The 16,064-nt window shown below is 70.7% G+C and carries 9 protein-coding genes; 3 read left to right on the top strand and 6 right to left on the bottom strand.

Annotation, left to right across the window (positions count from 1 at the left end; genetic code table 11):
• Positions 1 to 68: 68 nt before the first annotated feature.
• Both VFN12_RS02125 and VFN12_RS02120 read right to left on the bottom strand, forming a co-directional pair.
• Positions 69 to 728, bottom strand: coding sequence for a response regulator (locus VFN12_RS02125; RefSeq protein ID WP_325116899.1), 660 nt, complete (start codon positions 726 to 728; stop codon positions 69 to 71).
• Positions 725 to 5,935 carry a HAMP domain-containing protein gene (locus VFN12_RS02120; RefSeq protein ID WP_325116898.1) on the bottom strand — a complete coding sequence of 1,737 codons (5,211 nt, stop codon included), beginning with the start codon at positions 5,933 to 5,935 and terminating at the stop codon, positions 725 to 727. Before VFN12_RS02120 ends, VFN12_RS02125 begins: the two co-directional genes overlap by 4 nt.
• An 87-nt stretch (positions 5,936 to 6,022) precedes the next feature.
• On the opposite strand from VFN12_RS02120, the gene VFN12_RS02115 reads away from it, so the two are divergent.
• Entirely contained in the window at positions 6,023 to 8,521 is a 2,499-nt protein-coding gene (locus VFN12_RS02115; RefSeq protein ID WP_325116897.1) for a SpoIIE family protein phosphatase, read from the top strand.
• A 7-nt stretch (positions 8,522 to 8,528) separates the two neighbouring features.
• Here VFN12_RS02115 and egtD read toward each other — a convergent pair whose 3' ends face one another.
• The 4 genes from egtD to VFN12_RS02095 form a co-directional block, all read right to left on the bottom strand.
• A complete protein-coding gene (gene egtD / locus VFN12_RS02110; protein WP_325116896.1) occupies positions 8,529 to 9,512 on the bottom strand; it encodes an L-histidine N(alpha)-methyltransferase in 984 nt (327 codons plus the stop codon).
• Positions 9,509 to 10,837: an ergothioneine biosynthesis protein EgtB gene (egtB, locus tag VFN12_RS02105; RefSeq protein WP_325116895.1), complete on the bottom strand. Its 1,329-nt coding sequence runs from the start codon at positions 10,835 to 10,837 to the stop codon at positions 9,509 to 9,511. Before egtB ends, egtD begins: the two co-directional genes overlap by 4 nt.
• Before the next feature lie 89 nt (positions 10,838 to 10,926).
• Positions 10,927 to 12,204, bottom strand: coding sequence for a DUF1501 domain-containing protein (locus VFN12_RS02100; protein ID WP_325116894.1), 1,278 nt, complete (start codon positions 12,202 to 12,204; stop codon positions 10,927 to 10,929).
• 4 nt (positions 12,205 to 12,208) lie between these two features.
• A complete protein-coding gene (locus VFN12_RS02095; protein ID WP_325116893.1) occupies positions 12,209 to 13,642 on the bottom strand; it encodes a DUF1800 domain-containing protein in 1,434 nt (477 codons plus the stop codon).
• 175 nt (positions 13,643 to 13,817) lie between these two features.
• On the opposite strand from VFN12_RS02095, the gene VFN12_RS02090 reads away from it, so the two are divergent.
• Both VFN12_RS02090 and VFN12_RS02085 read left to right on the top strand, forming a co-directional pair.
• Positions 13,818 to 15,179, top strand: coding sequence for a hemolysin family protein (locus VFN12_RS02090; RefSeq protein ID WP_325116915.1), 1,362 nt, complete (start codon positions 13,818 to 13,820; stop codon positions 15,177 to 15,179).
• The coding region (locus VFN12_RS02085) for a CNNM domain-containing protein (RefSeq protein WP_325116892.1) at positions 15,176 to 16,064 on the top strand (889 nt) is incomplete at its 3' end. The genes VFN12_RS02090 and VFN12_RS02085, both read left to right, overlap by 4 nt.

Genomic DNA, 16,064 nt, shown 5'->3' with positions numbered 1-16,064 from the left:
CCCGGTTTGCTCCCGCGGGTCTTCCTACCCGGCGGCCAGTGGCCTGGTCAAGTCGGACGGTTGAGAGATCAGGTGAACTCGTGGTGGCTCGCGGTGACGTCGGCGGGATTGCTGTCGAGGACCTCGAGTGCCTGCTTCAGGGACGCGACGCGGCGCGCGACGCGCTCTGCGGAGCTCCGGACGACGGGGTCGGCCGAGGGCTGCAACCCGATCGCCAGGACCTCCACGGCCTCCTCGACCTCGGCAACGCGCTCCCGGAGCTCGCCGAGCACGTCGATCGCCTCCTGGCCACCGCCGCCGATCTGGCGGCGGAGGAAGGCTGCCTGCGTGGCGAGGCGACGACCCGCCACCCAGAGGTCGACGAAGACCTGCACCTTGGCCCGCAGGACCCAGGGGTCGAACGGCTTGGCGATGTAGTCGGCCGCGCCGGCCGCGTAACCACGAAAGGTGTTGTTCTTGTCGGTGTCGACGGCCGTCAGGAAGATGATCGGCACGTTCTTGGTGCGGTTGCGCCCCTTGATGCGCGCCGCGGTCTCGAACCCGTCCATGCCGGGCATCCGGGCGTCGAGCAGGATGAGCGCGAACTCGTCCTTGAGCAGGGCCCGCAGCGCCTCCTCGCCCGAGTTGGCGCGGACCAGCTCCTGGTCGAGGGCACTCAGGATCGCCTCCAGGGCCAGGAGGTTCTCTGGCCGGTCGTCGACCAGCAGGATCTTGGCGCGCTCGGTCACGACAGCCACAGCCGCAGCAGGTTGAGCAGCCGGTCGATGTCGACCGGTTTGGTGACGTAGTCGGAGGCTCCTGCGGACAGGCTGTTCTCGCGGTCGCCGGGCATCGCCTTCGCGGTGAGGGCGATGACGGGCAGGCTGCGGAACGCCGGAACCTTCCGGATCTCGCGCATGGCGGTGTACCCATCCATGCCGGGCATCATCACATCCATCAGCACCAGGTCGATCTCCTGGTCCTGTTGCAGCATCTGGATGCCCTCCTCGCCGCTGCCCGCGTAGACCACGTCGAGGTTGTGCGGCTCGAGGGCACTCGTCAGCGCGAAGACGTTGCGGACATCGTCGTCGACGATCAGGATGCGCTTGCCGACGAAGACCTCGTCGTCCTGGTGCAGCTGCTCACCGGAGGTGGCCTCGGGTGCGGGCAGCTCCACGTCGGAGCGGTGCAGGAACAGCGCGATCTGGTCGATCAGCTGCTCGATGGAGGACGGGTAGGCGACCACGGACCTCTGCGCGTACTGGCCCAGGCGGGTCAGGTCACGCTTGGACGGGGTGTCGCCGGTGCTGACCACCACCGGGATCTCCCGGAGGGCCTTGCGTGCACGCATCCGCTTGATCACGTCGAAGCCGGTGCCCCCGGAGAGCTTCAGGTCGACGACCACACAGTCGTACTGCCCGTTCTCCAGTGCCGCGATCGCCTCGTTGACGCTGGTCTTGACCCGCAGCACGACGTCGGTCACGGCGCCGAAGAGAGCCACGACCGCGGACGTCTCGTCGACGACGTTGCTGGTCACGACCAGCAGTGAGCGGGTCCTGCGGTCGAGGTAGGCGCTGAGGTCCTGCAACGCCACCTCGATCTGCTCGGAGGAGGCCGGCTCCTCCACCACGTCGAGGGCCCCGCTCAGCCGCGCCTCGTGGGCGCTCTCGACGGCACCCGGCGTCAGGACGCCGACCGTCGGGATGTGTCGGAGCTCGTGGTTGTGCTTCAGCGACTGCAGCAGTGACTCGCCGCTGTCGATCCGCATGTCCAGGCCGACCAGGATCCCGTCCGGGCGGTGCTGCCTGGCCGAGATCAAGATGGTCTCCGGCTTGGAGCTCGCGACGACCCGGGCTCCGCTCGCCTGCGCGATGGCAACCGCCTTCTCCCGCAGGTCGTCGTCGGAGAGCGCGACCAGGAGGACCCGCCCGCTGCGGTCGACCTCGTCGGCCGGAGCGTCGCCGGTCGACACCTCGCCCTCGACGACCTCGCTCGTCGGCGCAGAGAGCCTGAGGGGGGAGGCCTCGGAGCTCGCGTGCCGGGGCACGTAGAGGGTGAAGGTGCTGCCCTGCCCGGGCACGCTCTCGGCGTGGATCTCGCCGCCGATGAGCTCGGCGATGGCGCGGCTGATGGACAGGCCCAGCCCGGTGCCGCCGAACTTGCGGCTGATCGTGCCGTCCGCCTGCTGGAACGCCTCGAAGATGACCTTGAGCTGCTCGGCAGGGATTCCGATACCGGTGTCGGAGACGGAGAAGGCGATCACCTGGTCTGCGTTGGTCAGCGACTCGGAGACGAAGTGCTGGTGATCCGTGGCGCGCTGGATCACCATCTTCACCTCACCGGAGGAGGTGAACTTCACCGCGTTGGACAACAGGTTGCGCAGCACCTGCTGCAGACGGTGCTGGTCGGAGTAGAGGATCCGGTCGACGTCGTCGGACATGGACACCGAGAAGCGCAGGTCCTTCTCCGCGGTCAGCGGCCGGAAGGTGGCGTCGACGTACTCGACGATCCCCGAGAGGGCCACGTCGGCGAAGTGCACGTCCATCTTGCCGGCCTCGACCTTGGACAGGTCGAGGATGTCGTTGATCAGCTGGAGCAGGTCGGTGCCCGCGGTGTGGATGGTGCGCGAGAACTCGACCTGGCGGGAGTTGAGGTTGCCCTCGGCGTTCTCGGCGAGCAGCTTGGCGAGGATGAGCAGCGAGTTGAGGGGTGTCCTCAGCTCGTGTGACATGTTCGCCAGGAACTCCGACTTGTACTTCGACGACAGGGCGAGCTGCTCGGCACGGTCCTCGAGGCCACGTCGGGCGTCCTCGATCTCGAGGTTCTTGATCTCGATCGCCCGGTTCTGCGCGGCCAGCAGGCTCGCCTTGTCCTCGAGCTCGGCGTTGGTCTGCTGCAGCTCCTTCTGCTGCGCCTCCAGCTCCCCGGACTTCTCCTGCAGCTCGGAGGCCAGCCGCTGGGACTCGACGAGCAGCTCCTGGGTGCGCGAGCTGGCGATGATGGCGTTCAGCGAGACGCCGATGCTCTCCATCAGCTGCTCCAGGAACTGCATCTGGACCGGGCTGAAGGGGTTGAACGACGCGAGCTCGACGACGCCGAGCACCTGCTCCTCGAAGACCGCCGGCAGGATCACGATGTTCAGCGGCGGGGCCTCGCCCAGCCCCGAGGAGATCCGGATGTAGTCGCCCGGGACGTCCTTGAGCATGATCGGCGATCGCTCGAGGGCCACCTGGCCGACCAGGCCCTCGCCCAGCGCGAAGACGCTGGGCACGCCCTTGCGCGGACGGTAGCCGTAGGAGGCCATCCGCCGCAGCGACACCTCGCCCTGGGCGTCCTCGTCGCTGAGGAAGAACGATCCCTGGCTGGCGCCGACCAGCGGCGTCAGCTCGCTGACGATGAGACGGGAGAGGTCGAGGAGGTCTCGACCTCCCTGCATGTGCCCGGTGAACTGGGCCAGGTTGGTCTTCAGCCAGTCCTGGTCCTGGTTGGCCCGCGTGGTCTCCCGCAGGTTGTCGATCATCTGGTTCAGGTTGTCCTTGAGCTCGGCGACCTCGCCCTGCGCCTGGACGCTGATCTGCTGGCTCAGGTCGCCCTGGGTCACCGCGGTCGACACCTCGGCGATCGCGCGGAGCTGGGTGGTCAGGGTGCCGGCGAGCTGGTTCACGTTCTCCGTCAGCTTGCGCCAGGTCCCGGACACGTCGGCGACCTGTGCCTGGCCGCCCAGCTTGCCCTCGGTGCCCACCTCGCGGGCCACGCGGGTGACCTCGTCGGCGAACGACGACAGCTGGTCGACCATCCGGTTGACCGTGGTCTTGAGCTCGAGGATCTCGCCCCGGGCGTCGACGTACGTCTTCTGTGTCAGGTCGCCGTTCGCCACCGCGGTCGTCACCAGCGCGATGCTGCGCACCTGGCTGGTCAGGTTGCCCGCCATCGAGTTCACCGACTCGGTGAGGTCCTTCCAGGTGCCGGCCACGCCGCGGACGTGGGCCTGGCCGCCGAGGATGCCCTCGGTGCCCACCTCGCGGGCCACGCGGGTGACCTCGTCGGCGAAGGCACGCAGGGTGTCCACCATGGCGTTGATGGTCCCGGCCAGGGCGGCGACCTCGCCGCGGGCCTCGATCGAGATCTTCTGGCTGAGGTCGCCTCGGGCGACGGCCGTGGACACCAGGGCGATGCTGCGCACCTGGTCCGTCAGGTTGTTCGCCATCGAGTTCACGGAGTCGGTGAGGTCGCGCCAGGTGCCGGCGACGCCCGGCACGGCCGCCTGGCCGCCGAGCCGTCCTTCGGTACCGACCTCGCGGGCCACGCGGGTGACCTCGTCGGCGAAGGCGGAGAGCTGGTCGACCATCGTGTTGATGGTGCTCTTGAGCTCCAGGATCTCGCCCCGCGCCTCGACCGTGATCTTGCGGGTCAGGTCGCCGCCGGCGACGGCGGTGGTGACCTCGGCGATGTTGCGCACCTGCGAGGTCAGGGTGCCCGCCATGAAGTTCACCGAGTCGGTGAGGTCGCGCCAGGTGCCGGAGACGCCCGGCACTGCCGCCTGGCCGCCCAGCCGGCCCTCGCCACCCACCTCGCGGGCCACACGGGTGACCTCGTCGGCGAAGGAGGAGAGCTGGTCGACCATGACGTTGACGGTCGTCTTGAGCTCGGAGAGCTCACCGCGCACGTCGACCGTGATCTTCTGGCTGAGGTCGCCCCGGGCGACGGCGGTGGTGACCTCGGCGATGTTGCGCACCTGGTTGGTCAGGTTGCTGGCCATGAAGTTCACCGAGTCGGTGAGGTCCTTCCAGGTACCGGAGACGCCCGGCACGTCGGCCTGGCCACCCAGGATCCCCTCGGTGCCGACCTCGCGGGCCACCCGCGTGACCTCGCCGGCGAAGGTCTGGAGGGTGCCGGTCATGGAGTTCAGGGTCTCGGCGAGCTCGGCGATCTCACCGCGGGCGGTCACGGTGATCTGCCGGCTCAGGTCGCCCTGGGCCACCGCCTGGGCGACCGACGAGATGCCGCGCACCTGGCCGGTCAGGTTCGACGCCATGGTGTTCACGGAGTCGGTGAGGTCCTTCCAGGTGCCGGCCACGCCGCGGACGTGCGCCTGGCCGCCGAGGCGGCCCTCGGTGCCGACCTCGCGGGCCACGCGCGTGACCTCGGAGGCGAACGACGAGAGCTGGTCCACCATCCGGTCGACGGTGTCCTTGAGCTGGGCCATCTCGCCCGCGACCTCCACCGTCACGGTGCGCGACAGGTCGCCGTTGGCGACCGCGGTGGTGACTGTCGCGATGTCGCGGACCTGGTCGGTCAGCCGCGACGACATGGTGTTGACGGCGTCGATGAGGTCGCGCCAGCTGCCGTCGGCGCTGCTCACCTTGGCCTGCCCGCCGAGCTTGCCCTCGGTGCCGACCTCGCGGGTCACGCGGGTGATCTCGTCGGCGATGGAGGAGAGCTGGTCGACCACCCGGTTGACACTGCGGGCGAGCCGCAACGGCTCTCCGCGCATCGGCTGGTCGTCCATGCGGATGTTCATGCGCTGGGTCAGGTCTCCCTCGGAGACGCCGGCGATCACGCGCGCCAGCTCACTGGTCGGACGGACCAGGTCGGAGACCAACCCGTTGGCGGCGTCGATGGACTTGGCCCAGCCACCCTCGCCGAGGCCGTGCTCCAGCCGCTCGGTGTAGCGACCCTCGCGCCCGGCGACGCGCCGGACCCGGTTCAGCTCGGAGGCGAGGTGCTGCTGGCGCTCGGCGATCTCGTTGTAGACCTCGTAGAGCTCGGCCATCGTGCCGTCGCCGGTGACCGGCATCCGCCGACGGAAGTTGCCGTCCCGCATCGACTTCATCGATGCCAGGAGTCGCTTCAGCTCGGTGGCATCGGCTCCGTCGGGACCGGAGCCGTTGGTGGGCGCGGAGGCGCGCCGGACTGGCCCACTGGTCCGCTTGCCGCCGGTCTTGCTGCTGGGCATCACGCGCCTCCTCGTTCGTGCACCCCCTCGCCCGGCCCCAAGTCTGTCACCATGTTGTAAGTCCGCAGGCAAATTCCGAAAGTGGTCATGACAACTCTGCCGCTTCACGCTCACCGCACCTTCGCGGCGGACGAAAAGTCCGTGGCCCAGGCCCGTGCCTTCGCCCGCGAGATGCTCGAGGAGTGGGAGGCCGGCGACCTGGCCGACAGCGTCGTCCTGCTCGTCAGCGAGCTCGTCACCAACGCGGTCGTGCACGCCGGCACCACCGCCCGGCTCGAGCTCCGCCTGGACACCCAGAGCGTGCGCGTGGAGGTCGAGGACCTCCACCCCAAGCGGATGCTGCCGATGGTGGTGGCGCAGGCCACCGAGGACGCGGAGGAGGGCCGCGGGCTCATGATCACGTTCTCCCTGGCCTCGGCCTGGGGCGTCGACTACACCTCCGCCTCCAAGCGCGTGTGGCTGCGCTTCGACCGGCCGGGGGACCAGCAGCCCGCCGCCCGGTGGTCGCCCCCGCCCGGTGACAGCTCGGGCCGTGCGCACGTCGCCGTGGCCCAGCTGTCGGGCAGCGGTGTGGTGTCGGCGTGGAACGACGACGCGACGGCGCTCTTCGGCTGGCACGCCGACGAGATCGGAGGGCGGCAGTTCGACGAGCTGCTGGACCGGGTGCCCGGAGACCACGAGCACGAGCTCCCCTCGCCGGCCGACATGGCCCGTGGATGGCAGGGCACCTACTGCGTCCTGCACAAGAACGAGGAGCCCGTGGCGGTCTTCGCCTCACACGTCGGCCGGGAGCGTGGCACCGGCTCGACGGTACTGATGGTGGCGGCCGACCAGCGCGCGCTGATCGAGCGCCCCGCGGCACGGCCGGGAGCACCGGCAGCCGACCAGGGCCTCGGCCTGATGGACGAGGCCCTGGTCCGCCTTCGCCTCGACGACTACCTGATGCTGGCGGTCGAGCGGGTGCGTGACCGGCTCTCGGCCGACGCGGCGTACCTGCTGATGCTGCGCGACCTCGAGGACGAGTACGAGATCAAGGCGGTCAGCGGGCTGCCCTCGACGATGATCGGCCGACGGCTCGCCTCGGGTGTACCCGGCGCGCCGGATCCACGAACGCCACACCTGCCCGTGGTCGTGCCCGACTTCTCCAAGACGCCGGTCCCGCTGCTCGCCGAGGCCGGGCTGTGCTCGCTGGTGCTCGTCCCGATCGCCGTCGAGAACCGTGTCGTCGGCGCGATCGGGGTGGCCGCCGCGCACGTCGAGGGTTTCTCGCCGGACCAGAGCGTGCTCCTGCAGCAGATCGCCAACGCGCTCGCGGTGGCGACCGACCGGGCCCGGCTGCAGTCCCTGGAGCGCGAGCGCAGGGGTTGGCTGACCTTCCTCGCCGAGGCGGGAGACTTCCTGGCCGGGTCGCTCGACCAGGACATGACGATGGCGATCACCGGTCAGATCGTGGTGCCCAAGATCGCCCGGTGGTGTGCGGTCCACCTCGACGACGAGCGGGGCAACCCGGTCCTGCAACAGGTGTGGCACCAGGACGAGCGGCAGATCGAGCCGTTGCGCGCCGACCTGGAGGCCGGGAACGTGCCCTCGTGGGAGGAACCGGCCGACCCGGCGGAACCGGGCGACACCGTGGAGCCCCGGTCCGTTCAGCCCGGCCCGTGGGCGGCCGGCCGGTGGGGAGAGGTGCTGACCGTGCCGCTGACGGCGCGCGGGCGCCGGATCGGGCACCTGTCGCTGGGCCGGCCGGAGGGCGACCCGCTGCGCGGCGAGCCCCTCCTGGTCGCCGAGTCGGTGGCCCGACGCGCCGCCATCGCGATCGAGAACGCCAAGGCCCACGGCGAGCTGAGGGCGATAGGGAACGCGCTCCAGCGCAGCCTGCTGCCGTCGTCCACGCCGGAGGCGCCGGGTCTGGACGTCGGCGTGGTCTACGAGGCCGCCGGAGAGGCGAGCACCGCCGGGGGTGACTTCTACGACCTGTTCCCGATCGGAGGCGGGAGATCCTGCTTCGTCGTCGGCGACGTGTGTGGCACCGGGCCCGAGGCGGCGGCCGTCACCGGGCTCGCGCGGCACACGATCCGCGCGCTGGTGCTCGCCGGGTTCCCGATCTCCGACGTTCTCGAACGCCTCAACGCGGCGATCATCGACGAAGGTGAACGATCCCGGTTCCTCACCCTGGTGGCCGGGATCCTGCAGCCCGACGGTGACGGCATGCGCGTGGAGATGGTGAGTGCGGGACACCCGCTCCCGATGATCGTGCACGAGCGTGGCGCGGTCGAGCAGGTCGGCCGCCCGCAGTCCCTGCTCGGCGTGGTCGACGACGTGCGCTACTTCGCGGAGCAGCACCGCCTGTCACGAGGCGAGCTGTTCGTGGCGGTGACCGACGGCGTCCTGGAACGGCGGGTCGGCTCGGTGATGCTGGGCGAGGAGGGACTGGCGCGAGAGCTCGCCGCCGCCGGAACGGCGCACTCCGCCCAGGCGGTGGCGGAACGGGTCCGGCGGCTGGTCGTGGAGTTCGCCCCTGAGGCCCCGCGGGACGACATGGCCGTGCTGGTCATCCGGTTCGGTGCGGCCCCGGGACGCAGCTGACCTGCGGTCAGGGCAGGCGCCTGGCGAGGGTGAGCGCGAAGTCGCCGTCGTCGTCGGTCAGGCTGCGCTCCACCTCGAACCCGGCTGCACCGAGCTCGGCGGCGATGCCTTCGGGCCGGAACTTCGTCGAGATCTCGACCCGGAGCTCCTCGCCGCTCGCGAGGTCGATCGACATCCCCGCTCCGGGAATCGACACGTGCTGGGGCATCTCGGCCCGCAGGCGCAGGTCCATCCGCTCCATGTGGGGGTCCCAGAACGGCACGTAGGTGAACGCGTCGAGGTCGAAGTCGGCGTCGAGCCGGTCGTTGAGCACCTGCAGACAGTTGGTGACGAACCGGGCGGTGACGCCTCCGGGGTCGTCGTAGGCCGCGATCAGCCGGTCTGCGCTCTTGACCAGGTCCGTGCCCAGCAACAGCCAGTCCCCGGGATCCACCGAGTCGGCCAGCGCACCGAGGAACGCGGCGCGCTCCTCGACGTAGAGGTTGCCGATGGTGCCTCCCAGGAACGCGACCATGCGCGGGCCCGGACCCGTCAGGTGCCCGAGATGCAGGGTGAAGTCGCCGACCAGGGCCTCGATCGTCAGGCTGGGGTACCTCTCGGCGAGCTGCGCGGCCGCGGCCCGGAGGGTCTCCTCCGACACGTCGACCGGGACGAAGCGGGTGAGCTGGTCGTTCCTCGTGAACGCGTCGAGGAGGGTCCGGGTCTTGTCGCTCGTGCCGCTGCCCAGCTCGACCAGGGTGGTGGCGCCGGTGAGAGTGACGATCTCGTCGGCGTGCCGGGTCAGGATGGATCGCTCCCGCTCGGTCGGGTAGTACTCCGGAAGCCGGGTGATCTGGCTGAACAGCTCGGACCCGACGTCGTCGTAGAGCCACTTCGGCGGCAGGCTGCGCGGCTGGTCGCCGAGGCCCCTCCGGACGTCCTGGACCAGGGTGTCACCCGCCCACTCCGGGTCGAGGACCACCGAGACCACGGGACGCCTGGGGGAGCTCACGCCGTCGCTGCCGGTCGTTCGGCTGCGGGTGCACCACCGTCGGCGAGGCGGACCCCGGACAGTGCCCAGCGGGACTGGTGGGGAAAGAAGTTGCGGTACGTCGCCCGCGCATGACCCGCCGGTGTGAGGGCGCAGCCACCGCGCAGCACCATCTGGCTGGACATGAACTTGCCGTTGTACTCGCCGATGGCGCCCTCGGGGGGATGGAAACCGGGGTAGGGGTGGTAGGCGGACGACGTCCACTCCCAGCAGTCGCCGTAGACCTGCCGCAGCCGTCCCGAGCCCGACTGCGCGTCGCCGGCCGGGGCAGCGCGTGGGTGGTAGGTCTCGCGGTCGCCGAGGTTGCCGATGACCGTGGCCGGCTGGAACTGGCCGTCGGCGACGAGGCCGTGCTCCCACTCGGCCTCGCTGGGGAGCCGCTTGCCCGCCCACGTCGCAAACGCCTCTGCCTCGTAGTAGCTGACGTGGCTCACGGGCAGGCCCGGATTGACCGGCCACGTGCCGTGGAGGGTGTGCTCGAACCACACGCCGTCCTGCTCGGTCCAGTAGAACGGTGCGCGCCACCCCTCGTCCCTGACCTTGGCCCACCCGTCGGAGAGCCAGAGGTCGGGCCGCTCGTAGCCCCCGTCGCGCATGAACTCGAGCCACTCGCCGTTGGTGGTCAGCCGGTCGGCGAGGCGGTAGGGCTCCAACCACGCGCTGTGGCGGGGGAGCTCGTTGTCGAAGCTGAACCCTTCCCCCTGGTGGCCGATCTCGACCAGGCCGCCCTCGATGTCGACCCAGCCGAGGGGATCGGGCTCCGAGTGCGCGCTGGGCGATCCGGCGTAGGCCACCTGCAGGGGATTGAGCGAGAGCACGTGCTTGATGTCCATCAGCAGCAGCTCCTGGTGCTGCTGCTCGTGGTGGAAGCCGAGCTCGATGGTGGGCGCCACCTTGTCGAGGGAGCCGGAGTCGAGGCGGGCGACGAGGTCGCGCATGCGGTCGTCGACGTTGCCGCGGTAGACCCCGACGTCGTGGGCGCCCGGGCGACTGATCAGACCGCGGTCGGGGCGCGAGTAGCGGGGACCGACCGCCTCGTAGTAGCTGTTGAAGAGGAACCAGTACCGCTCCTCGTACGGCGCGAACTCCTGCTCGTGGTCGGCCAGCACGAAGGTCTCGAAGAACCAGGTCACGTGGGCGCGATGCCACTTCGTCGGAGAGACGTCCGGCATCGACTGGACGGTCTGGTCCTCGGGCGAGAGTGGAGCCGCCAGGGACTCGGTGTGGGATCGGACCTCGTCGTAGCGACGGACCAGGGCATCGGCGTCCCAGGAATCGGATGTCACGGAAGTAATCCCCCTTGACCTCGGTCTCACGGACCGGCCCCTCCAGGCCGCGGCCCCAGTTCGCCGTCGAGTCTATGACGCGGCACCCGTCACGCTCCGCGCATGACCCCCACGGGCTCCCGTACGAAGCCGGGGAACACCGCGGCCGGGCTGGCCGCGAACCGGGACGAGACGACCTCGGAGAGCACCGAGCGGTAGTCGGTCGTGACCTGCAGGTCGGCGTCGTGGTCTGCGACCAGGCCCGGCCACCGCCCGTGGTAGCCACCGACGACGCCGGCACCCATGAGCAGCATCGCGTTTCCGTACCCGTGGTCGAGACCCTCGTTGGCGTTCTCGACGACGCGCCGCCCGAACTCGCTCAGCGCCACCAGCGTCACCTTGTCGGCGAGCGGGCCGAGGTCGGTGAAGAACGCGGCCACCGACGCGGCGAGCTCGCCGGCGTTGCGGAGCATCCGTCCCCGGTCGGCCGTGCCCAGCCCGCTGTGGTGGTCCCAGTCGCCCTGGTCCACGGTCAGCACCTCCACGCCGACGTCCCCACGGATGATCCGGGCCACCTCCGCGAGGGCGCGCCCGAGGTCCCCCGAGGGGTACGTCGCCCCGTGGGCCGGCGTCGGGCTCGTGCTGCGCGCCGGCTCGAACTCGGCGACCGACCGGAGGGTTGCCCGCATCGCCCGTCCGATCGGCGTGGACTGGCCGTCCCACAACCGGTGGAGGGAGCGGACCCTGCGCCAGCCCTCGGTGTCCGACGCGTCGCCCGCCGGGATGCTGACCGACCGCACGTCCCGCGCCGAGAGGTAGTCGGCGGGCCCGTAGAGCGACGCCGGGGGTACCCCGCCGCCGACGCTGATCGCCTGCAGCGGCGAGGTCCGGTCGTCGAGCCCGATCAGGCGATTGAGCCAGCCCGAGCGCACCGTCGAGCCCGGGTCGGCATCCTCCACCTCCTCCATCGCGGCGAAGTGGGAGCGGTTGGGCGCGGGCAGTCCGGTGGCGTGGACGGCGGCGAGCCGGCCCGAGCTCCACAGTGGCAGCAGCGGGGCCAGGGCCGGGTGCAGGCCGAACATGGCGTCGCGCGCGAGCAGCCGGTCCGCGGGGATCGCCAGCCGGGGCCGGGCGGAGTAGTAGACGGGGTCGCCGTGCGGGACGACCAGAGACATTCCGTCGGCGGCGCCGCGCAGCGACAGCACCACCATCACCGACCGCGCGGACACGGTGGTCGCCGCGGAGGCGCGGACGACCGCTGAGCCGATCATGGTGCTCGAACCGGCCAGCGCGGCAGTCCCGAGCAGCAGGCCGCGCCGCGTCAGGGCGGCGTACTCGGCGCAGCAGTCCGCGGGGGGCGACGTCTGGGTGGAGGCAGAAGGGGTCATGGAGTCACCTCGAGAAGAAGTCGGGGGAGTCGAGGACACAGGTGAGCAGCCGTGGGTTGCGCCACCCCATGACCGGGTGGTCACGGGTGATCCTCTCGCCGGGTCGGCAGCCGACCGCATCGCAGCAGGCGGCGAGCAGTGCGTCGCTGGCGCGACGGTGGAGGAACACCCGTGCGAGATGGTCGACCAGCCGGTCGAAGCGGACGGGGAGCTCCGGCGCCCACGACGTCGGCCTGCGATAGGTGATCCCGGTCGTGGGCCACCACGTTCCGCTCATCGTGTAGTGGATCTGCATCGACGCCAGCACCCGCGAGGGCGACGACCACGCCTGGTTGTCGGCGGGCTGGCCGTCGGGCCGCGGCCAGGAGAACGGCGCCGAGCCGAGCGACGACACCTGCCACAGCATGCTGTTGGCGGCATCCTGCTCGGTGGTGGGCTCGGCGACCCTGACGCCCAGCGCACGGTAGGTCGCGACCAGGTCCTCACCGGGGTCGCGCACCTTGGCGCCGACGCAGGCGGCGAACACGGGGCTCGCGACCAGTGCCCGGAGCACGGGCCGGATGCGGGTCCCGGCTCGCAGGTAGACGTCCGCCAGCTCCTCGACGAGCGCCTCCGGCGGGTCGTCCTGCACGAACTTCACAGCGAGCTTGCGGGCGATTCGCCGGGCCGTCTGCGGGTGGTGGGCGAGATGGGAGAGGTAGCGACGAGTGAGGTCCCGGCCGTCCGCGTCGGCGTTGGGGTCACCGAACCCGAGCACCTGCACGGGCCCGCGCCAGTGCCGCGCGGCGTCGTACGACGGTGCCCAGCTGCGCCACATGTCCACGGTCCAGCCGGTGAGGATCCGCGCCGAGCTCTTGACGTCGTCCTCGTCGTGGTTCCCGCGGCCGACCGTGTGCAGCTCCAGCAGCTCCCGGCCGAGGTTCTCGTTGGGGTGGGAGGCGGTGGAGACGGCGTTGTCGAGGTAGATCAGCATCGCGGGGTGTGTGATGGTCGCCTGCAGCAGGGCCTCGAAGCTGTCGAGCGCGTGGGCGCGGATCGCGTCGCCGTAGGACTTGCGGTGGGTGAACGCGGCATCCCCGTTGGCGGGGACGTTGAAGTGGTTCTCCCAGAACTCGGTCATCACCTCGTGGACCTGGCGGCGCGAGCGCATCCGGCGCAGCAGGACCCAACGGGCGTAGTCCGCCATCACCTCCCAGCCGCCCTCGATGCCCTCGACCTGGCGTCGCCACAACGTCGCCGCGCTGCTGTCCAGGCTCGGGAACCAGGTGGCCAGCCCGGCCACACCGGGGTCGTCGACGGCGCTCGGGGTGAGCTGACGCTCGAACCATGCGCTCGCGCCGCCGGCACCCCGGACCTCGGTCGCGAGGCGTGGTGTGACGCCGTAGGAGAAGCGGCTGACCAGGTGACGCGCCTGGGTGCCGAGCAGTGGGATGGTCACGGAGAGGTCGCCTTGCCGAGAATGCGTTGAGGAGATCTTGAGGAAGGGAAAGAGTAGGCACTCGGCCCGCCCTCGGGGGGCGAATCGGGGACATTGCTCCGGCGATCCGGGTCGTGGGCGACCACGCCGGTAGGGTGGCGGTGCCAGCACCACCCGATTCGCGAAGGAGCCCACGCTGACCGAGTGGATCCTCCTCGGGACGGCTCTGCTGCTCATCGCCGCCTGTGGCGTCTTCGTGGCCGCCGAGTTCGCCTTCGTCACGGTGGACCGGAGCAAGGTCGACCAGGCCGCCGCCGAGGGCGACGCCGGGGCGATCGGGGTGCAGCGAGCGCTTCGCTCCCTCTCGACCCAGCTGTCCGGGGCGCAGGTCGGCATCACCGTGACCAACCTGGCCATCGGCTACCTCGCCGAGCCCGCGATCGCCGAGCTCATCGACGGGCCCCTCGAGTCGCTGGGCGTTCCCGGGGGCGCGGTGCGGGCGGTGTCGGTGACCATCGCGCTGACGATCGGTACCGGGCTGACGATGATCTTCGGTGAGCTGGTGCCGAAGAACCTCGCGATCGCCCGTCCGATGCAGGTCGCCCGCCGGACCCAGCTCGTCCAGCGCACCTTCACCTCGATCAACCGCGTGCCGATCCGGCTGCTCAACGGCTCGGCCAACGCCCTGGTCCGCCGGCTCGGGCTGGAGCCCCAGGAGGAGCTCCGCTCGGCGAGGAGCTCGGCCGAGCTGGCGTCCCTGGCGCAGCGCTCGGCCGAGCACGGCACGCTCGACACGGAGACCGCCGAGCTGATGGAGCGGTCCGTGGAGTTCGGCACGCGTACGGCCGGCGAGATCATGACGCCGCGCGTGCGCACCGTCAGCGTCGAGGACGGCGATCGGGCCACCCACGTCATCGATCTGGCCCGGCAGTCGGGTCACTCGCGGTTCCCGGTGCTGGACGCCGAGGACACCGTCGTCGGGACGGTCCACGTCAAGCACGCCGTCGCGCTGCCGGTCCCCGAGCGCGCCACCACCCGCATCAAGCACATCATGGCCAGGCCGATCGTCGTGCCCGACACGATGCGGCTGGACCCGCTGCTGGCCCTGCTCCGCGAGGGGGAGGGGTTCCAGATGGCCGTGGTCCTCGACGAGTACGGCGGCCATGCCGGGATCGTCACCCTCGAGGACGTGATCGAGGAGATCGTGGGCGACATCGCCGACGAGCACGACCGGCTCGGGGCGCGTGCCCGACAGCTCAAGGACGGCAGCTGGTCGTTGTCCGGCCTGCTGCGTCCGGACGAGGTGGAGGACCTGACGGGTATCCAGCTCCCCGACCACGAGGACTACGACACGATCGCGGGACTGGTCCTGCGCACCCTGGGCCGGGTGCCCGACCAGGGCGACGTCGCCGAGGTTCCCGTCCCCGACCCGAGCGACGAGGAGGGGCTCCGGCAGCAGCTGGCCGTGCTCTCGGTGCTCTACATGGACGGGCTGCGCATCGACCGGGTGAGCCTGCGGCTGCACGCGGGTGACCCTTCCGCGGAGGACGAGCGATGACCACGGTCGGTCTCCTCCTGTTCTCCGCCCTGCTGCTGGCGGGCAACGCCTTCTTCGTGGGCGCGGAGTTCGCGCTGGTGTCGGCACGCCGCACCCAGATCGAGCCGCGGGCCGAGGCCGGCTCCCGATTCGCCCGCACCACCCTCAAGGCGATGGAGAACATCTCCCTGGTGATCGGGGTGAACCAGCTCGGCATCACCGTGTGCTCGCTCCTGCTGGGTGCGGTGGCCGAGCCGACCATCGCCCACATCATCGAGCCCGGGCTGCACGCCCTCCACGTGCCCGAGTCCTTCGTCCACCCGATCGCGTTCGCCATCGGTCTGTCGATCGTGGTCTACCTGCACGTCGTGATGGGCGAGATGGTCCCCAAGAACATCGCGCTGGCCGGGCCGGACCGGGCCGCGATGGTCCTGGGTCCGCCGGTGTGGGCCATCGTGACGGTGCTGCGGCCCGTCATCGTCGTGGTCAACGCCATGGCGGCCGCGATCCTGCGCCTGGTGGGAGTCGACCTGCGCGACGAGGTGAGCTCCACCTTCACCCGGGAGGAGGTCGCGGCCCTGGTGGAGGAGTCCCGGGGGGAGGGCCTGCTCGAGGAGGAGGAGTACGGCCGGCTTGCCGGGGCGCTGGGCTTCACCGAGAAGACCGTGCAGGACGTGCTGATGAGCCCCGACAGCCTCACCACCGTCCGGCGCGGAGCCACCGTCGCCGACGTCGAGCAGCTGTGCGCCGCCACCGGCTTCAGCAGGTTCCCGGCCATCGGGGACAACGGCGGTCTCCTCGGCTACCTGCACATCAAGGACGTCCTCGAGACCGACGAGCAGCGCCGGAGCCGCGTCATCGACGACAAGTGGATTCGCCCGTTCGCGCCGGTCCGGGCCACCGACC

It is taken from the genome of Nocardioides sp., from assembly GCF_035703625.1.
Taxonomy (GTDB): domain Bacteria; phylum Actinomycetota; class Actinomycetes; order Propionibacteriales; family Nocardioidaceae; genus Nocardioides.
This window is presented reverse-complemented; position numbering and strand designations above follow the sequence as displayed.